This is a genomic window from Streptomyces sp. NPDC059582, from assembly GCF_042735715.1.
Taxonomy (GTDB): domain Bacteria; phylum Actinomycetota; class Actinomycetes; order Streptomycetales; family Streptomycetaceae; genus Streptomyces.
Genome location: NZ_JBHWCC010000028.1, coordinates 70,707 through 93,536 on the forward strand (window position 1 = coordinate 70,707; position 22,830 = coordinate 93,536).

Genomic DNA, 22,830 nt, shown 5'->3' on the forward strand with positions numbered 1-22,830 from the left:
TCACCGTGACCACCACGACCGACCTGGTGTCGTACGAGGACGCGCTGGCGTCCTACGACCCCGTCATGGGCCTCGAGGTCCATGTCGAACTCGGCACCAAGACGAAGATGTTCTGCGGGTGTGCCACCGAGCTGGGCGCCGAGCCCAACTCGCAGACCTGCCCCACCTGCCTCGGCATGCCCGGCGCGCTCCCGGTCGTCAACGCGATCGGCATCGAGTCGGCCATCAAGATCGGTCTCGCGCTGAACTGCGAGATCGCCGAGTGGTGCCGCTTCGCCCGGAAGAACTACTTCTATCCGGACATGCCGAAGAACTTCCAGACCTCCCAGTACGACGAGCCGATCGCCTTCAACGGCTACCTCGACGTCCAGATGGAGGACGGCGAGACCTTCCGGGTGGAGATCGAGCGCGCCCATATGGAGGAGGACACCGGCAAGTCCACCCATGTGGGTGGTGCCACCGGCCGTATCCACGGCGCCTCGCACTCCCTGCTCGACTACAACCGCGCGGGCATCCCGCTCATCGAGATCGTCACCAAGCCGATCGAGGGGGCCGGCGAGCGTGCCCCCGAGGTCGCGCGGGCGTACGTCCGTGAGCTGCGCGAGGTCATCAAGGCGCTCGGCGTCTCCGAGGCCCGCATGGAGATGGGCCAGATGCGCTGCGACGTGAACCTGTCGCTGCGCCCGCACGGCCGGGAGAAGTTCGGCACGCGCAGCGAGACCAAGAACGTCAACTCGCTGCGGTCCGTCGAGCGCGCGGCCCGCTTCGAGATCCAGCGGCACGCGGCCGTGCTGAACAGCGGCGGCACGATCATCCAGGAGACCCGCCACTTCCACGAGGACACGGGGTCGACGACCTCGGGCCGGGTGAAGGAGGAGGCCGAGGACTACCGGTACTTCCCCGAGCCGGACCTGGTGCCGGTGGCGCCGTCCCGGGAGTGGGTCGAGGAGATCCGGGCCGCGCTGCCCGAGCTTCCGCTGGTCCGCCGCAACCGGCTGCGCGAGGAGTGGGGGATCTCGGCGACCGACATGCAGTCGATCCTCAACGCCGGTGCATTGGACCTGATCGTCGCCACCATCGACGCCGGTGCCGACGCGGGCTCCGCCCGCAAGTGGTGGATGGGCGAGCTCGCCCGCAGCGCCAACGAGTCGGCCCGGACGCTCGACGAGCTGGCCATCACGCCGGAGCAGGTCGCCCGGGTCACCGAGCTGGTCGCGAAGGGTGACCTGAACGACAAGCTGGCCCGCCAGGTCATCGAGGGCGTCCTCGCGGGCGAGGGCACCCCGGACGAGGTCGTCGACCGGCGCGGTCTGAAGGTCGTCTCCGACGAGGGCGCGCTCACGACGGCCGTCGAGGAGGCCATCGCCGGCAACCCGGGCGTCGCGGACAAGATCCGCGGCGGCAAGGTGGCCGCCGCCGGCGCCCTGGTCGGCGCGGTCATGAAGGCCACGCGCGGCCAGGCCGACGCGGCCCGCGTCAAGGAGCTGATCCTGGAGAAGCTGGGCGTCAGCGAGGGCTGAGTCCCGCTCCTGTGAACCCTGGGGGGACGCGTCGACACCGATGCGTCCCCCCAGGTGTGTTCAGCGGCGGCGACCGACCGCCCGTACGAAGCCGAGCGCGCGGCCTTCGTCGGCGCGCAGCAACGCGACCGACTCACGGGCCATCCCGGCCATGAACTCGCTCGGGCTCTCCTCGGCGCACACCTCGCTCCACAGCAGCCAGTCCTGCCAGCCGTCTGGCTGCCGGTCGACGGTCTCGACCTCGACGGCCCCGCTGCGGATCCAGTGGCGCCGCCACCAGGCGGCGGAGTGGAAGGACCAGAAGGCGGGTTCCCAGAACGGCTTCAGGTGCTCCGGCGGCTCGGTGCCCGTCGGCTCCTCCCGCAGCGCGGGAACGACGACCCCGATCCGCCCGCCCGGCTTCAGCAGCCGGGTCAGCGTGGGCAGGTACAGGTCGTCGGTGCCGAAGTAGTGGTACGCGTCGACGGAGACGATCGCGTCGAACGTGCCGTCGCCGAACGGCAGGTCGTGCGCCTCGACGAGCACGGGCAGGACGCGGTCGGCGACGCCCGCCTCGGCGATGCGCGCGGCGTTGTCGTCGGGCTTCACCCACAGATCGGCCGCGACGACCTGGACGCCGTACTCCTTCGCGAGGAAGACGGAGGTCATGGCGCGACCGCAGCCCAGGTCCAGGACGCGTGCGCCGGGGCGCAGGGTGTCCAGGCCGAGGGCCGGGGCCAGCCACTCCAGCAGCCACAGCGCGTACGGGCCCATCTGGTTCTCGATGCCCCAGCGGACGTCGTAGCGGTTGCTGCGCGGGTAGCGGGCCTGGCTCAGACGCTCAGCGAGACCGTCGGCGGAGGACTTCGAGGTGGGGGAAGGCGCGGTGTCTGTCGCGGTGTGGGGTCTGTGGTCGGGTGCGAGGTCGGGTGTGTGGTCGGACATCGGTGAACGGGCTCCTCGGGTTCGTGGTGGTGGAACGGGTGGCGTAGGAGCTCGGTCGGACCGTCAAACAATGCACCTGCTCGGATCGGTGGCGCTGGGCCGGGGACTGCGGACGGCGGGACGCTAGCAGCGGGCGGCACTCCCCGCAGCCGGGTTTCCGGGCCGGAGGGACTACGCTCGCCCGCCATGAGTGGTCGTACTGATTCCGAGACGGACGCCGAGAGGGATGCCGACATAGCCACGGTGCACGACGCAGGGGACCGGCCCGAGGACGAGGACCCGGGGGACCGGCCCGAGGGCGGCGACCTGGACGACCTGGGGGACCGGCCCGGGGACGAGGACCCGGGAGACAGGTCCGAGGACGAGGAGCCGGAGGACCGGGCCGAGGACCTGGAAGGCCACTCCGAGGACGAGGACCTGGAAGGCCAGGACGAGGACGTGCGCCGGGCCCGCTGGACGGCGACCGGTACCGGCGGCCTGCTGACGCTGGCGGGTCTGGCCGCGGCACTGCTGCGCTGGACCGGCTCCGCTCCGGTGCTCGCCCCGGCGGCCTACGCCCTCGGCGCCGTCGTCTGCGCGCTCGCCGCGGTCCTGGGATTCCGGGGACGCACCCGGCGCGCGCTGTGGCTGCTGATCGCCGGCGTGATGGTGATGGCGGTCGGAGACCAGTTCGACTGACGTTCCGGCGACCAGGGCGCGACGCGCCGCTCATGAGCGGCGACGCGGCCGAGAGCGACCGCGAGGACGCCCCCGAGTGGGGCGAGGCTCGCGCGTGTACCGCTCACAGGGTTCATTAAGAAAGCTCTCAGACTCCGTCCGTACGGTGCGGTCCATGGGAACGAAGACTGTTGACGAGACCGGTGCCACCACGGGCGCCGAGGCCACGACCGACGAGGAGAAGCTGGACGTCACCAAGACCGACGACGCCTCTGCCGAGGTGACGCAGACCGAGGCCGAAGACCTCGTCGAGGACGGACACGACGACGCGCAGGAGGGCCCCTCCGGGGTCGGCCAGGGCGCCGCCGCCGTGGTCTCCGCCGGACTCGGTCTCGTCTCGCTCACCGGTGGCTGGATCTCCACCGTGGCCGCCGCCCGCGAGACCCTGATCGGCCAGCTCAAGACCTCGTCGAACGCGAGCGTCGCCAACCAGATCAAGGAGATCTACGGCGACGCCTGGCACACCACCGCCCTGTGGGGCGGCCTGTTCGCGCTGACCGCCCTGGTCGTCGGCGTCGTGGTGCTCGCGCGGCCCGCGTTCGGCGCCCCCGGCAGGCCGCAGGCCCCGTGGATCAAGTCCGTCGCCTGGGGCGGGGTCGCGCTGGGCGTCATAGGACTGCTCCTGGCCGTCCTGAAGTACACGGACGTCCTGCTCGGACTGCCCTCCGCGAGCTGACCGCCGGCCACATCCCCGCAGGTCCCGAGGGGTCTTAGGGCGTCCGTAACCGCACTTACGGGCGCCCTGGGACCCCTCACCCGCGTCTAAGGCCCCCCTGCCCGCGGAAGATGCGGAACTCTCCCGATGTGGCGGACCCCCCTGGGAGACGAGGGTGGAGTCATCGCAGCGAGCGACAGCACCACTCCGACTCTCACCTCACAGGGGACACCATGTACGAGTACGAGCTCCAGCGGCTCCGTTCCGCCGAGCTGATCCGCCACGCCGAGCGGGAGAGGCTGGCCCGTGCGGTCGTCCGGGACCGTCGCGCCGCCCGCCGTGCCGCCGCCGAGCGGGCCACGGAGAGCGAGTCGCATATCCACCGCCCCCGCCGGCACCGGCTCACCCGCGCCGCGTGAGCCGCGGGGAGCCGCCGGGGCACGACGGCACGCGGCAGACCGTCCCGGCCGGTGGTGAGGGTCCGTGGCACACCGACGCGGTCGGCGAGGGGACGCGGCACGCCGCCCCGGCCGGAGACCGTCCGCGGGAGTCCGTCCCGGTCGTCGATGGGGCGCGGCGGCCGCCGTCCCGGGCGGCGGTGTCGGATCGCAGGGGGACGGCCGCACGGGGGTCGGCCGTCCGCTGCCACCGGATCACGGGGCGACGCCGGCCGGGCCCCTCCTCGCCCTCCCCATGACGGCTGGGGCACGGCCAGGCCGTTGTGCGATGCTCGGGCCCGTGGAGAACAGGTCCGTCAGCCCCGTGTTCGTGGGCCGCGCAGAGGAACTGGACGTTCTGAAGGACGCGCTCGCCCGTGCCGCCGCGGGCGAGCCGCAGGCGTTGCTGCTCGGCGGTGAGGCCGGAGTCGGCAAGACCCGGCTCGTCGAGGAGTTCGCCACCGCCGCCTGCCGCCGGGGCGCGGTCTTCGCGCTCGGCGGCTGCGTCGAGATCGGCGCCGACGGACTGCCCTTCGCCGCGTTCTCCACCGCACTGCGCGCCCTGCGCCGGGAACTGCCCGACGAACTGGCCGCGGCGGCCGCCGGGCAGGAGGAGGAACTGGCCAGGCTCCTGCCCGAGCTCGGCGAGAGCGGCTCCGGACGGCACGACGAGGAGGGCATGGCCCGCCTCTTCGAACTCACCGCACGGCTGCTGGAGCGGGTCGCGGCCGACCGCACCGTGGTCGTCGCCCTGGAGGACCTGCACTGGGCGGACGCCTCGACCCGTCACCTCCTCGCCTATCTCTTCCGCACCCTGCGCACCGGCCGCCTCGTCGTCCTCGCCACCTACCGCGCCGACGACATCCACCGCCGCCATCCGTTTCGGCCCCTGCTCGCCGAACTCGACCGGCTGCGCACCGTCCGCCGCCTCGAACTCGCCCGCTTCAACCGGGCCGAGGTGGGCCGCCAGATCGCCGGCATACTCGCCGCCGAACCGGACCCCGCCCAGGTCGACGACATCTTCGAACGCTCCGACGGCAACGCGTTCTTCGTCGAGGAACTCGCCGTCGCCGCGGGCGAGGGCTGCTCCACCGGACTCACCGACTCCCTGCGCGACCTGCTCCTGGTCCGGGTCGAGAGCCTGCCCGAGAGCACCCAGTACATCGCCCGGATCGTCGCCGAAGGCGGCTCCACCCTCGAATACCGGCTGCTCGCCGCCGTCGCCCGGCTCACCGAGGACGACCTCATCGAAGCGCTGCGCGCCGCGGTGAACGCCAACATCCTGCTCGCCACCCAGGCCGGCGACGGCTACCGCTTCCGGCACTCCCTGGTCCGCGAGGCCGTCAGCGACGACCTGCTCCCCGGCGAACGCTCCCGCCTCAACCGCCGTTACGCCGAGGCCCTGGAGAGCGACCCGACGCTGGTCCCCGCCGAAGAGCGCGTCATGCGCCTGGCCAGCTACTGGTACCACGCCCACGACCCGGCCAAGGCCCTGCCCGCCGTCCTCGACGCCTCCGCCACGGCCCGCCGCCGGCACGCCTACAGCGAGCAGCTGCGGCTGCTGGAACGCGCGATGGAACTGTGGGACACCGCCCCCGAGGCCGTCCGGGCCGGGCTGCGCACCCTCGACTACGCGCAGGCCTACCCTGCTCACGGCTGCGACCCCGCCACCACCCCTCTGCGGTTCCTCGACCTGATGGCCGAGGCGGCCGTCGCGGGCCGCTTCTGCGGCGAACGCGAACGCGCCCTGAAGATCACCAAGCGCGCGCTGCACCTGCTGGACGGCGACGACGACCCGCTGCGCACCGCCTGGTTCTGGGTCCAGCGGTCCCGGCTGGTGCAGGCCCAGGCCCGCGGTGACGGCTGGGAGGAACTGGCCACCGCCCAGGAACTCGTGCGCGGTCTGCCGCCGTCGGAGGTGCACGCCGAGGTGCTGGGCAGCGTGGCCGCCTGGCTGATGACGCACGAGCCGGGCCCCGAGGCCCTCTCGGCCGCCGAGCGCGCCGTGGAGTACGCCCACATGGTCGACGCGGGCGAGATCGAACTGAACGCCCGCCTCACCCTCGGCGGCCTGATGGTCGACGCCGGGCACATCGACGCAGGACTCGCCCAGATGCACGAGGTCAGGCAGCGGGCGCTCGACCTCGGCATCGCGTACGTCGGCGGCCGCGCCTACGTGAACCTGCCCGCGAAACTCGAAGCCGTCGGCCGCTCCCGGGAAGCCGTCTCGCTCCTGGAAGAGGCGGCCCGCTACACCCGGAAGTTCGGCCTCGTGGACTCCGAGGGCTGGGTCCGGGGCAACCTCGCGGGATCGCTGTACTCGCTCGGCCGCTGGGACGCCGCCGCCGACGCGGCACAGACCGCCATACGGTATGGACAGGACGCCCGACCGCAGGGCGAAGGAGCCCTCTGCCTGGCCCAACTCGCCCTGTCCCGGGGCGACCTGGCCGAGGCCGGACGCCAACTGGCGGCGGCGAAGGCGCACTTCGGATCCTGCGATCCCGTGCCCCAGCAGACGATCCCGCTGGCCTGGGTCACCGTCGGCGTCACCGCCGCCGAGGGCCGCCTCCTGGACGCCCGCGCCGCACTCGACCAGACCCTCGACGTCGGCTTCTCACCCGGCACCCAGCGGTCTGCCTGGCCCCTGCTGCTGGCCGCCGCCACCGCCGAGGCCGACGCCCGTGCGCTGCCCGCCGCGCAACAGGGTCGCCGGCGGACCCTGGAGCGCATCCTGGGGTCCGTCAAGAACCTCACCACGGACGCACCCGTCTGGCTCGCCCACGAGAAGTGGGTCCGCGCCGAACTGCACCGAGCCGAGGGCCGGGCCACCGCCGACACCTGGACGGAGGTGGTCACCGCCTTCGAACAACTGGAGCGCCCCTACGACCTCGCCCGCATCCGGCACCGCCTCGCCGAGGCGCTCCTCGCCGGCGGCGGCGAGGACGAGCGCGCCCGCGCCACCGAACTGCTCCGCCTGGCCCACGCCGTCGCCGAGCACCTCGGCGCCCGCCCGCTGGCCGACGCCGTCACCCTCCTCGCCCAGCGCGCCCGCATCTCCCTGACCCGGGCCCCCGCGCGGACCACCGACCCCACCGAGACCCTGGGCCTGACCGGCCGGGAACGCGACGTCCTGCGACTGGTCTCCGCCGGCCGCACCAACCGCCAGATAGCCGAGGAACTCTTCATCTCCCCGAAGACCGCGAGCGTCCACGTCTCCAACATCCTGGGCAAGCTCGGGGTCTCGGGACGGGGGGAGGCGGCGGCGGTGGCGCATCGGATGGGGCTGTTCCCGTCCGACTCGCTCCCCACCGGGCCCGGCAGCTGAGCCGTACGCTGTAGGGGACCGGCAGGAGGACCAGTGTTCGACGCCTTCGCGGACCTCTTCGCGCCGGGCCGCAAGCACACCCGAGACGAGCAGAACCGGCTGGAGCTGACCCGTGAGGACACCGGGGACAGCGACCCCGGACGCGGGCCGATAGATCTCGCGTCCGGGAAGGTCGTCGTCCACCCGCCCCGGCGGCCGGCCGAGGCGGACCGAGCCGACTCGGACGACTCCGACCTCGGTGGCTCCGACCCGGGTGGCTCCGACCCCCGTGGCTCCGATCCCGGCGGGGGATGAGGAAGCGAGGAGCGAGGAGCGAGGAACGGGGAACGGGGGGTGGGCTCAGCTCACCTCCAGTTCCAGGATCCGGTCGTCCCCCTGCTTCGGGTCTCCACGGCCGTCCGTGTTGCTCGTGACCAGCCACAGCTTGTCGCCGCCCGCCGACACCACCGTGCGCAGGCGGCCGTACTCGCCGCTGAGGAAGGCTTGCGGGGGCGCCGACGCCTCCGTGCCCTTCAGCGGGATGCGCCACAGGCGCCGGCCCTTCAGACCCGCCATCCAGAGGGAGCCCTCGGCGTACGCGACCCCGCTGGGGGAGGCGTCGTCCGTACGCCACTGGGTCACCGGGTTGTGGTACTTCGGGTCGGACGCCTTGCCCTCGGCATCCGGCCAGCCGTAGTCGTCGCCCGGCTTGATCGCGTTCAGCTCGTCCCAGGTGTCCTGGCCGAACTCCGAGGCGAACAGGCGCTGTTCGGAGTCCCAGGCCAGCCCCTGCACGTTCCGGTGGCCGTACGAATACACGGGGGAGTCGGGGAACGGGTTCCCCGGCGCCGGTTCACCCTCCGGGGTCAGCCGCAGGATCTTGCCGCCCAGGGACTTCTTGTCCTGGGACAGCCCCCGGTCGCCGCTCTCGCCCGTGCCGGCGTAGAGCATCCCGTCCGGGCCGAAGGCGATCCGGCCGCCGTTGTGGATCACGCCCTTCGGGATGCCCTTGAACACCGTGTCGGGCGCGCCCAACTGTTCGCCCGCGGGCTTCTTGTCGTCGTAGAGCATGCGGACGATGCGGTTGTCCGAGGCCGAGGAGAAGTACGCGTAGATCATGTGGTCCGAGGCGTAGTCCGGTGAGAGCGCGATGCCCAGGAGGCCGCCCTCGCCGGCCGGAGACACCCCCGCCACCGCGCCCAGCTCCGTCTTCTTGCCGGTCTCCTCGTCGACCAGGGTGATCGTCCCCTCGTCCCGGGAGGAGACGAGCAGGCCGCCGCCCGGGAGCGGGGCCAGGCCCCAGGGACTCTTCAGATCCTCGGTGACCGTGCGCAGCACCTTCACCGAGCCCTTCGCGGGCGGGGTCTTCTCGGCGGCCGGATCCGAGGGGGACGCCTGCGCGCTCGTACGGCTCGGGGAGGCGCTCGCGCCCTCGCCCGGTCCTCCTTTGCCGCCGGAGGAGCAGCCGGCCGTCAACAGGAGCGCTCCCGCGGCCAACACGGCCGTCACAGCACGACGTTGCACGATCATGGTCCCTTCGACGCGGCGGGTTCTACTTGTCTTACACCGCTCGCGCCTCACGGGTTCCCGATCACGGCCACCGATGCGGGAACGAGTCCCCGGCCACGGCTCTGCCGACCCCGGTTCGAGTCCCCGGCCCCGGCTCTGCCGACCCCGGTTCGAGTCCCCGGCCCCGGCTCTGCCGACCCCGGTTCGAGCCCCGACCTCAGACGCCCTCAGTCCCAGGACCCCAGCGCCCCCGGCAGTTCCGCCACCTCCGACAGGTCCTCGGCCGTCAGGCGCAGTCCGGCCGCCGCCGCGTTCTCCGTCACCCAGCGCTCCTGCTTGGCACCCGGCACCGGAACGACGTGCCGGCCCTGGGCCAGGACCCAGGCCAGGGCCACCTGGGCCGCCGTGACGTGCTCGCCGTGCCGGCGGGCCACCCGGCGCAGGCCGACGACGATCGGCTGGTTCGCGGCCATCATCTCGGCGGTGAAACGGGGGTGGCGGGCGCGCATGTCGTCCGGCTCGAAGCCCTCACCGGGAGTGAGCGTGCCGGTCAGGAAGCCGTTGCCGAGGGGCATGGCCGCCAGGAACCCGATGCCGCGTGCCTCGCACCACGGCAGCAGCGCGTCCAGCGCCTCCGGCGACCACACGGACAGTTCGGCCTCCACGGCGCTCACCGGGAAGACCTGCTGCACCCGGTGCAACTGGCGGATCGTCGCGTCGTGCAGCCGTGCCCCGGACCGGCGGCCGCCCCGCGCGCCCACCGCGCACAGCCCGAGCGCCCGCACCTTCCCGGCCCGCACCAGCTCCGCCATCGCGCCCCAGGTCTCCTCGACGGGAACCTCGGGGTCGGCGCGGTGCAGTTGATAGAGGTCGATGACGTCCGTCTGGAGGCGGCGCAGCGAGGCGTCGCAGGCCCGCTTCACATACCCGGGGCGCCCGTTGGCCACGACGTGCTGCTCGCCCACCAGCAGGCCGACCTTCGTGGACACCAACGCGTCCGCGCGCCGTTCCTTCAACGCCCGTCCCACCAGCAGCTCGTTGGTGAACGGGCCGTACATGTCGGCCGTGTCCAGGAGCGTCGAGCCCAGGTCCAGAGCCCGGTGCACCGCTCTGAGCGATTCGTCGCCCCGCTGCCGAGACCCGCTGTACGCCCAGCTCATCGGCATGCACCCGAGTCCGACGGCCCCCATCGCGAGCGCCCCCGCACCGATCGTCCTGCGCTCCACGTGCCGTGAACCTCCCTCTCCTGCCCCCCAACCTAACCTCTGCCTCCCGGGCGGCCTGACATAGCCTCCTGGCCATGAGTGCTGACGTGTGGCTTCCCATCCCGCCGGACGAGATCGAGGGGCTTCCGCAGGGACCCAGGTACCTCTTCTGGAACGGTGCCCCGGACTTCCCCGCGGACCCCGCCGACTGCGCCTTCTACGTCGTGCCGTACATGAAATCCGCCGAGATCGGCGTACGCCCCCTGGCGGAGATGAGCTCCGTCCAGGTGATCCAGACGCTGTCCGCCGGCACCGACCACGTCGAGCCCGCGCTCGCGGGCCTGCGTCCCGGGGTGCTGCTGTGCAACGCCCGTGGAGTGCACGACGCGAGCACCGCCGAACTCGCGCTGGCGCTGATCCTCGCCGCGCTGCGGGGCATCCCCGACTTCGTGCGGGCCCAGGACCAGGGCCGGTGGGCCGGCGGGTTCCGGCCGGCCCTCGCCGACAAGAACGTCCTCATCGTCGGCTACGGGGCCATCGGCGAGGCCATCGAGGACCGGCTCGTTCCGTTCGAGGTTGCGCGGGTGGCGCGCGTCGCGCGCTCTGAGCGCACCACGGCGCGCGGTCCGGTGCATCCACTCACCGAACTGCCCTCCCTGCTCCCGGAGGCGGACGTCGTCGTCCTCTCCACGCCCCTGACGGAGAGCACGCGCGGTCTGGTCGACGGTGCCTTCCTGGCCCGCATGAAGAACGGTGCGCTGCTGGTCAACGTCGCCCGCGGCCCGGTGGTCGACACCAAGGCGCTGCTCGCCGAGCTGGAGGGCGGCCGTATCACCGCCGCCCTGGACGTGGTCGATCCCGAACCGCTGCCGCCGGGGCACCCGTTGTGGCACGCGCCGGGTGTGCTGATCAGCCCGCACGTGGGCGGCCCGACGTCCGCGTTCCTGCCGCGCGCAAAGCGGCTGCTGGTGGACCAGTTGGGACGTTTCGTGAACCGGCGGCCGCTGCGGCACGTGATCCGTACGACAGGTGCGGTCGACGTGTGATCCGGATCGAGCACCCTCCGCAGTCCCACGGACGCGGTGTGTGTCCGCGCCGCGTCGATCGTCACGGAGCGTAGAGGAACTATGTCCCTGAGTGACGAGACTGGTGTATCGTCCCGACAGGGGCTGCGCCGCGCACCGTTCGGCGCTGGGGATGGACATTTCAGACTGGTGAGGGGGGCGACGGGCGATGCACGGCCTATGGACGAACGACCCGACGCGTCGGGGCCGCCGGCGGCGGCCCTGGCGCACGGCGGCACGCAGGCGACGCGGTCATCACGCCGATCACAGCGGCCACCACAACCGGCACCACCGCAGGCACAGCTGTCGCAGGAGGCACACGCACCCAGCGCACCGGGACCCGCGGGACCCGGGAGCCGCGCGGACCGGGAGGGCCCGGTGAGCTCGCCCCCGCCCTCCGCGACCACCCTCGACGGAGCGCTGCGGGCACAGCCTCCCTCGCAGGCGCCGCTGTTGCGCCGGCCGGTCTCCGGCGGCGGAACGAGCCTGGTCCACCAACTCGTACTGGCCCTGGTGTGCGCGGGATACGCCGTCGGTTCCGCGCTCGGCTGGGGCTCGAGCGAAGTCGCCCTGTTCATGGGTGACTTCGGGCTGAGCGCCGCGGCGGGCACCGCCGCCGTGTCGTGCCTCCTCTACGCGCGTGCCCGCCGTGTCCGCTTCCGACCCGCCTGGCTGCTGTTCGCCCTCTCCTCGGCGATGGCGTCCCTGGGCAACGGTGTCTGGGGGTGGTACGAGGTCGTCCTGCGACGGCCCGTCCCCAGCCCCAGCTCCGCCGACCTGTTCTTCCTCTGCTTCGCGCCACCCGCGATCGTGGGCCTGCTGGTGCTCGCCAAGCGACCGGTGACAAAAGCGGGCTGGGTCTGCCTCGCGCTGGACGCCTGGCTGATCGGCGGCTCGCTGCTCACGCTGTCCTGGAGCCTGGCGCTCGCCCAGGCCGCGGAGTTCGACGGGCCGAGCGTGGCGCACACCGCGCTGTCGCTGGCCTACCCGCTGCTCGACATCGCCCTGGTCAGCATGGTGCTGGCGCTGCACTTCCGGCGCTCGGCGGTCAACCGCACCGCGGTCAACACCGCGATCGGCGGGCTGGCCCTGACCGTGATGTGCGACGCCCTGTTCACCTCGCCCCTGCTGCACAACAACTACCACTCGGGCCAGCTGCTCGACGCGGGCTGGTTCGCAGGTTCGCTGCTCCTGGCGTACGCCCCGTGGGCCGCGCCCCGGCCGCAGGGGGCGGCGGCCGACGAAGGGCACACGCGTGTGGTGCGCGAACACCTGCCCGGACAGCGCCCGGGCGGTCAGCACCCCGTGCCGCCGCGGGGATCCCCGCCGGGGTCCCCCCAGGGAGGTGATCACAGCCGGTATCCGGCCACCCGGCCCATCACCGGCTCCCTGGCCGCCCTCACGCCCTATCTCGCCGCCGCCGTCTGCACCCTGGGCATCCTCTACAACGTCCTCGACGGGCACAGCGTCGACCGCGTGGTGCTCCTGACCGGCGGCACGGTCGTGCTCGCCCTCGTGGTGCGCCAGGGCATCATGCTCCTCGACAACATCACCCTCACCCAGGAGCTGGCGCAGCAGGAGAACCACTTCCGCTCCCTGGTGCAGGGCTCCAGCGACGTCATCATGATCGCCGCGCCCAACGGCATCCTCCGGTACGTCTCCCCGGCCGCCGCCGGGGTCTACGGACGGCCCGCGGAGGATCTCGTCGGCACCGAACTGGCCGCTCTCATCCATCCGGAGGATCTGGGCTGCGTGGTGCACGAGGTGCGCCGCTTCCTCGCCGCCAACGTCGGCGAGGAACCCACCACGCGCATCGAGTGCCGCTTCCGGTCCGGCGACGGCGGCTGGCTGAACGTCGAGTCCACCGTCAACCGTCACCACGGCGGCCTGATCTTCAACAGCCGGGACGTCACCGAAAGGGTGCGGCTCCAGGCGCAGCTCCAGCACAACGCCGAGCACGATCCGCTCACCGACCTGCCCAACCGCGCGCTGTTCACCAAGCGTGTGCAGCAGGCGCTGTCCGGCCGCCGCGCCTCCGACCGCGCCGCCCTGCGGGGCACGGCCGTCCTCTTCATCGACCTGGACGGCTTCAAGGCCGTCAACGACACGATCGGGCACCAGGCCGGGGACGAGCTGCTCGTCCAGGCCGCCCGCAGACTCCAGGACGCGGTCCGGCACGGGGACACGGCGTCCCGGCTGGGCGGCGACGAGTTCGCGGCCCTGATCGTCGGCGACGGCACCCGTGACCGTACCGCCCGCGAACGGCACATCCTGGAGCTCGCCGACCGCCTCAGGCTCACGCTTTCGCAGCCGTACCTGATCGACGGCAACGACGTCCGGGTCGCCGCGTCCATCGGCGTCTCCTTCGCCGAACCGGGGCTCGGGGCGGGCGAGCTGCTGCGCAACGCCGACCTCGCCATGTACCGCGCCAAGGCGGGTGGCAAGGGCCGGGTCGAGCTGTACAAGCCACAGATGCAGCAGGACGTGGTACGCAAGGCGGAGCTGGCCACGCGGCTGCGTGCCGCGCTGCACGACGGCGAGTTCGCCCTGCTGCACCAGCCCGTGGTCTGTCTGGAGGACGGCCGGGTCACCTCGGTCACCGCCCAGGCCCGCTGGCGCTCCTCCCAAGGAGTGCTCTTCACCCCCGCCGAGTTCCTGCGGGTGGCGGAGGACAGCGACAAGACCGCCGAACTGGGTCGCTGGGTATTGGAGGAGGCGGTCGAACAGGCCGCCGAGCGCACCGCGACCGGCCTCGCCGTGCCGGTGGTCGTGCGGGTGGGTGCCCGTCGGCTGCTCGACCGGTCGATGCCGCTCGGTTCCGTCGAGGCCCTGCTCACCCGGCACGGCCTGCCGTCGGGGTCCCTGGTGATAGAGCTGGCCGACACCGAGCCCAGGGTGCCGCTGGACGAGCTGGAGCGCCGGCTGTGCGCCCTGCGGCGCCTCGGTGTCCGGATCGCCCTGGACGGGTTCGGCAGTGGCTACGCGGCGATCACGGCCCTCAGAAGGCTCCCCGTCGATGTACTGAGGCTCGACCGCTCGCTCGTCGAGGGGGTCGTGGAGTCCGCGCGGCTGCACAAGATCACCAGTGGACTGCTGCGGATCGCCAACGACCTCGGACTCCAGTCGGTGGCCGACGGCGTGGACCTGCCGGAGCAGGTCGTCGCCCTACGCGCGATGGGCTGCACCCATGGCCAGGGCGTGGCGTTCTCCGGTCCACTGGACGAGTACCGGCTGCGACGGGCGCTCGCCTCCGGCTGTTATCCGGTGCCGCACGGACCGGCAGAACCCGCGTTCGCGGGCGGTGGTACGGGGGCGTACACAGGCGGTGTGCCCGCTGTCCTCGGAGGCGGAACAGCCCTCCGCTCACATAATGAGACTCCCGTCCCACCCACTTGACAGTGGGTGTGTGCCGGGGGGAGGGTCAGATCCATGCGCACCCGAATTCTCGTACTTGGACAGCGCGTCGGCTGAGCTGGGAACGACCGGAGGACGATCCGGAATCCCCAGCGACCTCACCGGCGCGCTCCCCTCGCTTGCCTTTTGGCACGAGGGGTTTTTTGTTGCACAGACGCCTGAGTGCAGCAGCCGCACATCGCACAAACTTCGCAAAAACCCTCAGCATCGAGAAGAGAAGCCGATGACCGAGCAGGCCACCGGGGCCCATCATCCGCAGCCGCGGCCCCGATCCGGCGGACCGCAGTCCGCGTCCGTCGAGCACGTCACGGGCGCGAAGTCCCTCGTCCGTTCTCTCGAGGAGGTCGGGGCCGACACGGTGTTCGGCATTCCCGGAGGTGCGATCCTTCCCGCCTACGACCCGTTGATGGACTCGACGCGGGTGCGCCACGTCCTGGTCCGGCACGAGCAGGGTGCCGGCCACGCGGCGACGGGATACGCGCAGGCCACGGGCAAGGTCGGGGTGTGCATGGCGACCTCGGGGCCGGGCGCGACGAACCTGGTGACGCCGATCGCGGACGCGCACATGGACTCGGTCCCGCTGGTCGCGATCACCGGCCAGGTCGCGTCGAAGGCGATCGGCACGGACGCGTTCCAGGAGGCCGACATCGTGGGGATCACGATGCCGATCACCAAGCACAACTTCCTGGTGACGAAGGCGGAGGACATCCCGAGGGTCATCGCGGAGGCGTTCCACATCGCCTCCACGGGCCGGCCGGGTCCGGTGCTGGTCGACATCGCCAAGGACGCGTTGCAGGCGCAGACCACGTTCTCGTGGCCGCCGGTGATGGACCTGCCGGGCTACCGCCCGGTCACCAAGCCGCACGCGAAGCAGATCCGTGAGGCCGCGAAGCTCATCACCTCCGCGAAGCGACCCGTCCTCTACGTCGGCGGCGGCGTCCTGAAGGCGCAGGCCACCGCCGAGCTGAGGGTGCTGGCCGAGCTCACCGGAGCGCCGGTCACCACCACCCTGATGGCGCTGGGCGCGTTCCCCGACAGCCACCCGCTGCACGTGGGAATGCCGGGCATGCACGGTGCGGTCACCGCCGTCACCGCGCTGCAGAAGGCCGACCTGATCGTCGCCCTCGGAGCCCGTTTCGACGACCGGGTCACCGGCAAGCTGGACAGCTTCGCGCCGCACGCGAAGATCGTCCACGCGGACGTCGACCCGGCGGAGATCGGCAAGAACCGCGCCGCGGACGTGCCGATCGTCGGCGACGCCCGCGAGGTCATCGCGGACCTGGTCCAGGCGGTTCAGCGCGAGCACAGCGAGGGCCAGCAGGGCGACTACAGCGCCTGGTGGAAGGACCTCAACCGCTGGCGGGAGACCTACCCGCTGGGCTACGAGCAGCCCGACAACGGCTCGCTCGCCCCGCAGCAGGTCATCCAGCGCATCGGCCGGCTCGCCCCCGAGGGCACGATCTTCGCGGCGGGCGTGGGCCAGCACCAGATGTGGGCGGCGCACTACATCGAGTACGAGAAGCCCGCGACCTGGCTGAACTCCGGCGGCGCGGGCACGATGGGGTACGCGGTGCCGGCCGCGATGGGCGCCAAGGCGGGTGCGCCCGACCGGACCGTCTGGGCGATCGACGGTGACGGCTGCTTCCAGATGACCAATCAGGAGCTCACCACCTGCGCCCTCAACAACATCCCGATCAAGGTCGCCATCATCAACAACGGCGCTCTGGGGATGGTCCGGCAGTGGCAGACCCTCTTCTACAACCAGCGCTACTCCAACACGGTGCTGCACTCCGGTCCCGGAGCGAGCGGCAGGGAGCCGAGCGCGGGGACGCGCGTGCCGGACTTCGTGAAGCTCTCGGAGGCGATGGGCTGCTACGCGATCCGGTGCGAGTCCCCGGACGACCTCGACAAGGTCATCGAGGAGGCCAACTCCGTCAACGACCGCCCGGTGGTCGTGGACTTCATCGTCCACGAGGACGCGATGGTGTGGCCGATGGTCGCCGCCGGAACGTCCAACGACGAGATCATGGCCGCCCGGGACGTCCGCCCCGACTTCGGCGACAACGAAGACGACTGAGCGAGAGAGACCCACAGAAATGTCCAAGCACACGCTCTCCGTCCTGGTCGAGAACACGCCCGGCATCCTCGCCCGGATCGCCGCCCTGTTCTCCCGCCGCGGCTTCAACATCGACTCGCTCGCGGTCGGTGTCACGGAGCACCCCGACATCTCCCGCATCACCATCGTGGTGCAGGTCGACGAGCTGCCACTCGAACAGGTGACGAAGCAGCTCAACAAACTCGTCAACGTGCTCAAGATCGTCGAGCTGGAGCCCGGTTCGGCCGTTCAGCGCGAACTCGTTCTGGTGAAGGTGCGTGCCGACAACGAGACGCGCTCCCAGATCGTCGAGATCGTGCAGCTCTTCCGGGCCAAGACCGTCGACGTCTCGCCGGAGGCCGTCACCATCGAGGCCACCGGCAGCAGCGACAAGCTGTCGGCGATGCTCAAGATGCTGGAACCGTACGGAATCAAGGAACTCGTCCAGTCCGGCACGATCGCCATCGGCCGCGGCGCCCGTTCGATCACGGACCGGTCGCTGCGCGCGCTGGACCGATCTGCGTAAGTCTTGGTAGGGCGGCGGGCCGCGGTCGGCCGCCCGTATACCGAGACCCCGAAACCTCCCTTCCCCTCACCGTCATACGGTGGGACGCATCACCCGCACACCAAGGAGAGAACCCAAAGTGGCCGAGCTGTTCTACGACGCCGACGCCGACCTGTCCATCATCCAGGGCCGCAAGGTCGCGGTCATCGGTTACGGCAGCCAGGGTCACGCGCACGCCCTGTCGCTGCGTGACTCGGGTGTCGACGTGCGGGTGGGTCTGCACGAGGGCTCCAAGTCCAAGGCGAAGGCCGAGGAGCAGGGCCTGCGTGTGGTGTCCCCGGCCGAGGCCGCCGCCGAGGCCGACGTCATCATGATCCTCATCCCGGACCCGATCCAGGCCCAGGTCTACGAGGAGTCCATCGCGCCGAACCTCAAGGACGGCGACGCCCTGTTCTTCGCGCACGGATTCAACATCCGCTTCGGCTTCATCAAGCCCCCGGCCGGTGTGGACGTGGCCCTGGTCGCCCCGAAGGGCCCGGGTCACCTGGTGCGCCGTCAGTACGAGGAGGGCCGTGGCGTCCCGGCGATCGCCGCGGTGGAGCAGGACGCCACCGGCGACGCCTTCCCGCTGGCCCTCTCCTACGCCAAGGCCATCGGCGGCACGCGCGCGGGTGTCATCAAGACGACGTTCACCGAGGAGACCGAGACCGACCTGTTCGGTGAGCAGGCGGTGCTCTGCGGTGGTACGTCGGCGCTGGTGAAGGCCGGTTTCGAGACGCTGGTCGAGGCCGGATACCAGCCGGAGATCGCGTACTTCGAGTGCCTGCACGAGCTGAAGCTGATCGTGGACCTCATGTACGAGGGCGGCCTGGAGAAGATGCGCTGGTCGGTCTCCGAGACCGCCGAGTGGGGCGACTACGTGACCGGGCCGCGCATCATCACCGACGCCACGAAGGCGGAGATGAAGCAGGTCCTGGCCGAGATCCAGGACGGCACGTTCGCCCGTAACTGGATGGACGAGTACCACGGCGGTCTGAAGAAGTACAACGAGTACAAGGCGCAGGACTCCGAGCACCTGCTGGAGACCACCGGCAAGCAGCTGCGCAAGCTGATGAGCTGGGTCGACGAGGAGGCGTAGGCCTCCACGCCGGGGGCCGGGGCGACACGCCCCGGCCCCTCCGGCGAACCACGGGTAACGCCAGGGAGACAGGGTGTTGTCCACCCCGTCCAGCCACGGACGGGTGATCCTTCCGCAGAGGCGCAAGAGGGCGTTTGCCGCGCCACTACACTTCTGCACTACATACGCGTCAGGCCCACAGCGTCGTGCGTCTTCCACGCGGCTAGCCCCCCTCCTCCGCCTGCGGCCGTCGGGACGGCCGTCCGCACGCGCCCCCATCGCCAGGAGGGCATGGGAGGTGCCCCAGATTTGCGAGGACTCACGTGAGCTCGAAACCTGTCGTACTCATCGCTGAAGAGCTGTCGCCCGCGACCGTGGAGGCGCTCGGCCCGGACTTCGAGATCCGGCACTGCAACGGAGCGGACCGAGCCGAACTGCTCCCGGCCATCGCCGACGTCGACGCGATCCTGATCCGCTCGGCCACCAAGGTGGACGCCGAGGCGATCGCCGCCGCCAAGAAGCTGAAGGTCGTCGCACGAGCCGGCGTCGGCCTGGACAACGTCGACGTCTCCGCCGCCACCAAGGCCGGCGTGATGGTCGTCAACGCTCCCACCTCGAACATCGTGACCGCCGCCGAGCTGGCCTGCGGTCTGATCCTCGCCACCGCGCGCCACATCCCGCAGGCCAACACCGCCCTGAAGAACGGCGAGTGGAAGCGGAGCAAGTACACCGGTGTCGAGCTGGCCGAGAAGACCCTCGGCGTGGTGGGCCTGGGCCGGATCGGCGCGCTCGTCGCGCAGCGCATGTCCGCGTTCGGCATGAAGGTCGTCGCCTACGACCCCTACGTGCAGCCCGCGCGCGCCGCCCAGATGGGCGTCAAGGTCCTGTCGCTCGACGAGCTGCTCGAGGTCTCCGACTTCATCACCGTCCACCTGCCCAAGACCCCCGAGACGGTCGGTCTGATCGGCGACGAGGCGCTGCGCAAGGTCAAGCCGAGCGTGCGTGTCGTCAACGCCGCGCGGGGCGGCATCGTCGACGAGGAGGCGCTGTACTCCGCCCTCAAGGAGGGCCGGGTCGCCGGTGCCGGTCTCGACGTGTACACGAAGGAACCGTGCACGGACTCCCCGCTGTTCGAGTTCGACCAGGTCGTGGCCACCCCGCACCTCGGGGCGTCGACCGACGAGGCGCAGGAGAAGGCCGGCATCGCGGTCGCCAGGTCCGTGCGGCTCGCCCTCGCCGGTGAGCTCGTGCCGGACGCGGTGAACGTCCAGGGCGGTGTCATCGCCGAGGACGTCAAGCCGGGCCTGCCGCTCGCCGAGCGCCTCGGCCGCATCTTCACCGCGCTCGCCGGTGAGGTCGCGGTCCGCCTCGACGTCGAGGTGTACGGCGAGATCACCCAGCACGACGTGAAGGTGCTGGAGCTGTCGGCGCTCAAGGGCGTCTTCGAGGACGTCGTCGCCGAGACGGTCTCGTACGTGAACGCCCCGCTGTTCGCGCAGGAGCGCGGTGTCGAGGTACGGCTGACCACCAGCTCCGAGTCGCCCGACCACCGCAACGTCGTCACCGTGCGCGGCACGCTCTCCAACGGCGAGGAGGTCTCGGTCTCCGGCACGCTGGCCGGTCCCAAGCACCTTCAGAAGCTCGTCGCGGTCGGTGAGTACGACGTCGACCTCGCGCTCGCCGAGCACATGGCGGTGCTGCGCTACGAGGACCGTCCCGGTGTCGTCGGCACGGTGGGCCGCATCCTCGGTGAGGCCGGGATCAACATCGCCGGGATGCAGGTGTCGCGTGCGGTCGCGGGTGGCGAGGCGCTGGCGGTGCTGACCGTGGACGACACGGTGTCGCCCGGGGTGCTGGGTGAGGTCGCGGCGGAGATCGGCGCGACGTCGGCCCGCTCGGTCAACCTCGTCTGAGGTCGCCGTCGCGCCGGGGACCGCCGCCCCCCCCCAGGCCCCGCTTCGGCCGGAACGGCCTCGTCCGTCGACCCGGACGGGCTGAGAACGCGGAGCCCCGTGTCACAGGGCGCCGGGTGGGCTGAGAACTCTCAGCCCACCCGGCGCCTTTTCGTGTCCGGTCAGGCGTCCTCGACGCGGATCTTGCGAAGCGTCGTCGTGGCCAGTACCGCCGCGCCCGCCAGCAGGACCGCCCCCGCGATCCCGGCCGCCTGCATGCCGCTGGTGAAGGCCTCCCGTGCCGCGGTGGCCAGGGCATCTCCCGCGTGCCCCGGCAGCCGGGCGGCGACGGCGAGTGCGCCGCCCAGCGTCTCGTGGGCCTCGGCCGGTGCCGTGGACGGGATCTCGTGGCGGTAGACCGCGGTGCCGATGGAGCCGAGGACCGCCATGCCCAGGGCGCCGCCGAACTCCGCGCCGGTCTCCAGGAGTGAGGAGGCGGAACCCGCGCGCTCGGCCGGGGCCGCGCCCAGCGCCAGGTCCGTCACCTGGGAGATGACCATGACGATGCCGGAGGCGAGGACCCCGCAGGCGGCCAGGACCAGCCAGAGGGAGTCGGTGCCGGCGAGGGCGAGCATGCCGTAGCCCGCCGCGCCGATCACGAAGCCTGCGGTGACGACGTGGGCACGGTGGACGCCCTGGTGGACCAGGGCGGTCGCCGCAGGGGCGGCCATACCGATCGGCACCGAGGGGAGCAGCGCCCACAGGGCCGCTTCCATCGCGCTCCTGCCGAGCACCGATTGGAGGTACTGGGTGGTGAAGAACGCCGAACCCAGCATGGCGAAGGACGAGAGGAGGTTCAGGACGACGGCCGGGGCGAAGCCGCGGCCGCGGAACAGGGCCGGGGAGATCATCGGGGAGGCCGTCGTGCGCTGGCGGTGGACGAAGAGGGCCGCGAAGAGCAGGCCCACGACGACCGCGGCGACGTACCGGACGTGCCAGCCGTGGGTGGGGATCTCCTTCAGGCCGTAGACGACGGGGAGTACCCCGGCCATCGACAGCGGGACGCTCGGCCAGTCGAAGCGGCCCGGCCGGGGGTCCTTGGACTCGGGAAGCAGAACCGGACCGAGGACCAGCAGCAGCACCATCGCGGGCAGGTTGACCAGGAACACCGAGCCCCACCAGAAGTACTGCACCAGCACGCCGCTCATCACCGAGCCGAGCGCGATCCCGGCCGTCATCACGCCGGACCACATGGCGATCGCCTTGGCGCGCTGGCCGGGGTCGGTGAACATCGTGCGGACCAGCGCCATCGTCGACGGCATGAGGGTCGCGCCGCCGACGCCGAGGACCGCGCGGGCAGCGATCAGGGTCTCGGCGCTGTCGGCGTAGGCGGCCACCACCGAGGCGGTGCCGAAGGCGGCGGCGCCGATCAGCAGCAGCTTGCGGCGGCCTATGCGGTCGCCGATCGAGCCCATCGTCATCAGCAGGCCGGCCAGGACGAACGCGTAGACGTCGAAGATCCACAGCTGTTGGGTGCCGGTCGGTTCCAGGTCCGCGCCGATCGCGGGGATGGCGAAGTAGAGGACCGAGACGTCCATCGAGACCAGCAGCAGCGGCAGCATCAGCACGCCGAGGGCGGTCCATTCGCGGCGGCCGGCGAGGGCGGCCGGGGTCGGGGTGGTGCGCAACGGGTTCGGCGGGTTCGTCATGCCACGGAATGTACGCACGTCTTAAACGCTTGTCTAGAACGCTTGTATAAATCACTTGTATGGGACGGTTGTATGGATCGCGGGTAGGCTGTCGGGCATGGGACACCGTGAGGATCTGCTCGAAGGCGCCAAGCGCTGCCTGCTGGAGAAGGGCTTCCTGCGCACGACGGCGCGCGACATCGTGAAGGAGTCCGGGACGAACCTGGCCTCGATCGGGTACCACTACGGTTCCAAGGACGCGTTGCTGGTCCAGGCGTACGTCGCCCTCATCGAGCAGATGGGGGACCGGTTCGACCCCGGGTGGGGAGCGGGTGACGCGGCGCAGGCGCCGGGGGGATCGCTGGAGCGCTTCCGGGACGTGTGGGCGAGCGTGATCCGGTCGATGCCCGAGTCACGGGCCGTCTGGCTGCTGAGCTTCGAGCTGATCCTCCAGGGCGACCGGCTTCCCGAGGTGCGCAAGCTGCTGGTCGAGGCGCAGGAGCAAGGCCGTTCGGGGATCGTGCCCCTGTTCAGCGGCGTCCCGGAGGCGGAGCTCGACCAGGAGACCGTCGAGACCGCGGGACGCCTCTACCAGACCCTCCTCCAGGGCCTCATGGTGCAGTGGATCTTCGACCCGGACTCGGCGACCGACGCAGACCACCTCACCGAGGGCCTGCGCCGGGTGATCGCCGGAGCCACGAAGGGCTGACGTCACGCCCCTATGGACCGGCGGCCGCGAAGCGCCGACCGCTCGACGGCGCCCGCCCGCCGTCGGCGCCCGCCG

The 22,830-nt window shown here is 71.5% G+C and carries 17 protein-coding genes; 13 read left to right on the forward strand and 4 right to left on the reverse strand.

Annotated features, from left to right (window positions below; translation table 11 throughout):
• Nucleotides 1–5: 5 nt before the first annotated feature.
• Entirely contained in the window at nucleotides 6–1,520 is a 1,515-nt protein-coding gene (gatB, locus tag ACFV0T_RS23595) for an Asp-tRNA(Asn)/Glu-tRNA(Gln) amidotransferase subunit GatB (protein ID WP_385782406.1), read from the forward strand.
• 60 nt (nucleotides 1,521–1,580) lie between these two features.
• Here the strand turns inward: gatB and ACFV0T_RS23600 are convergent, their stop codons facing one another.
• The gene (locus ACFV0T_RS23600; RefSeq protein WP_385782409.1) at nucleotides 1,581–2,444 is read right to left on the reverse strand and encodes an SAM-dependent methyltransferase; all 864 of its coding nucleotides are present in this window, start codon (nucleotides 2,442–2,444) and stop codon (nucleotides 1,581–1,583) included.
• Between the two features lie 186 nt (nucleotides 2,445–2,630).
• Between ACFV0T_RS23600 and ACFV0T_RS23605 the strand changes: the two genes are divergently transcribed.
• The 5 genes from ACFV0T_RS23605 (at nucleotide 2,631) to ACFV0T_RS23625 (ending at nucleotide 7,872) form a co-directional block, all read left to right on the forward strand.
• Nucleotides 2,631–3,122: a hypothetical protein gene (locus ACFV0T_RS23605; RefSeq protein WP_385782412.1), complete on the forward strand. Its 492-nt coding sequence runs from the start codon at nucleotides 2,631–2,633 to the stop codon at nucleotides 3,120–3,122.
• Between the two features lie 154 nt (nucleotides 3,123–3,276).
• Nucleotides 3,277–3,837 (forward strand): hypothetical protein, encoded by a 561-nt coding sequence (locus ACFV0T_RS23610; protein ID WP_385782415.1) that lies wholly within the window; start codon nucleotides 3,277–3,279, stop codon nucleotides 3,835–3,837.
• Nucleotides 3,838–4,049: 212 nt separating this feature from the next.
• Nucleotides 4,050–4,235, forward strand: a complete 186-nt coding sequence (locus ACFV0T_RS23615) for a hypothetical protein (protein WP_385782418.1) — start codon at nucleotides 4,050–4,052, stop codon at nucleotides 4,233–4,235.
• A 307-nt stretch (nucleotides 4,236–4,542) separates the two neighbouring features.
• A complete protein-coding gene (locus tag ACFV0T_RS23620; protein WP_385782420.1) occupies nucleotides 4,543–7,578 on the forward strand; it encodes an AAA family ATPase in 3,036 nt (1,011 codons plus the stop codon).
• A 33-nt stretch (nucleotides 7,579–7,611) separates the two neighbouring features.
• Nucleotides 7,612–7,872, forward strand: a complete 261-nt coding sequence (locus ACFV0T_RS23625) for a DUF6191 domain-containing protein (protein ID WP_385782423.1) — start codon at nucleotides 7,612–7,614, stop codon at nucleotides 7,870–7,872.
• Between the two features lie 45 nt (nucleotides 7,873–7,917).
• Here ACFV0T_RS23625 and ACFV0T_RS23630 read toward each other — a convergent pair whose 3' ends face one another.
• Both ACFV0T_RS23630 and ACFV0T_RS23635 read right to left on the reverse strand, forming a co-directional pair.
• Nucleotides 7,918–9,087 (reverse strand): PQQ-dependent sugar dehydrogenase, encoded by a 1,170-nt coding sequence (locus ACFV0T_RS23630; RefSeq protein ID WP_385782426.1) that lies wholly within the window; start codon nucleotides 9,085–9,087, stop codon nucleotides 7,918–7,920.
• A 206-nt stretch (nucleotides 9,088–9,293) separates the two neighbouring features.
• Nucleotides 9,294–10,292 (reverse strand): aldo/keto reductase, encoded by a 999-nt coding sequence (locus ACFV0T_RS23635; RefSeq protein ID WP_385782429.1) that lies wholly within the window; start codon nucleotides 10,290–10,292, stop codon nucleotides 9,294–9,296.
• A gap of 74 nt (nucleotides 10,293–10,366) precedes the next feature.
• Here ACFV0T_RS23635 and ACFV0T_RS23640 point away from each other — a divergent pair, with 74 nt between their 5' ends.
• The 6 genes from ACFV0T_RS23640 to serA all read left to right on the forward strand — a co-directional run bounded on the left by ACFV0T_RS23640 (nucleotide 10,367) and on the right by serA (nucleotide 20,379).
• Entirely contained in the window at nucleotides 10,367–11,317 is a 951-nt protein-coding gene (locus tag ACFV0T_RS23640) for a 2-hydroxyacid dehydrogenase (RefSeq protein ID WP_385782431.1), read from the forward strand.
• 396 nt (nucleotides 11,318–11,713) lie between these two features.
• Nucleotides 11,714–14,731 carry a putative bifunctional diguanylate cyclase/phosphodiesterase gene (locus ACFV0T_RS23645; protein WP_385782434.1) on the forward strand — a complete coding sequence of 1,006 codons (3,018 nt, stop codon included), beginning with the start codon at nucleotides 11,714–11,716 and terminating at the stop codon, nucleotides 14,729–14,731.
• A 241-nt stretch (nucleotides 14,732–14,972) separates the two neighbouring features.
• Nucleotides 14,973–16,826: an acetolactate synthase large subunit gene (locus ACFV0T_RS23650; protein WP_385782437.1), complete on the forward strand. Its 1,854-nt coding sequence runs from the start codon at nucleotides 14,973–14,975 to the stop codon at nucleotides 16,824–16,826.
• A 19-nt stretch (nucleotides 16,827–16,845) separates the two neighbouring features.
• Nucleotides 16,846–17,370 (forward strand): acetolactate synthase small subunit, encoded by a 525-nt coding sequence (gene ilvN / locus ACFV0T_RS23655; RefSeq protein ID WP_385782440.1) that lies wholly within the window; start codon nucleotides 16,846–16,848, stop codon nucleotides 17,368–17,370.
• Between the two features lie 118 nt (nucleotides 17,371–17,488).
• Nucleotides 17,489–18,487, forward strand: coding sequence for a ketol-acid reductoisomerase (gene ilvC / locus ACFV0T_RS23660; protein ID WP_385782443.1), 999 nt, complete (start codon nucleotides 17,489–17,491; stop codon nucleotides 18,485–18,487).
• 302 nt (nucleotides 18,488–18,789) lie between these two features.
• Nucleotides 18,790–20,379: a phosphoglycerate dehydrogenase gene (serA, locus tag ACFV0T_RS23665; RefSeq protein ID WP_385782446.1), complete on the forward strand. Its 1,590-nt coding sequence runs from the start codon at nucleotides 18,790–18,792 to the stop codon at nucleotides 20,377–20,379.
• A 161-nt stretch (nucleotides 20,380–20,540) separates the two neighbouring features.
• Here serA and ACFV0T_RS23670 read toward each other — a convergent pair whose 3' ends face one another.
• Entirely contained in the window at nucleotides 20,541–22,067 is a 1,527-nt protein-coding gene (locus tag ACFV0T_RS23670; protein WP_385782449.1) for an MFS transporter, read from the reverse strand.
• A gap of 97 nt (nucleotides 22,068–22,164) precedes the next feature.
• Between ACFV0T_RS23670 and ACFV0T_RS23675 the strand changes: the two genes are divergently transcribed.
• Nucleotides 22,165–22,755 (forward strand): TetR/AcrR family transcriptional regulator, encoded by a 591-nt coding sequence (locus ACFV0T_RS23675; protein ID WP_385782452.1) that lies wholly within the window; start codon nucleotides 22,165–22,167, stop codon nucleotides 22,753–22,755.
• Nucleotides 22,756–22,830 lie beyond the last annotated feature (75 nt).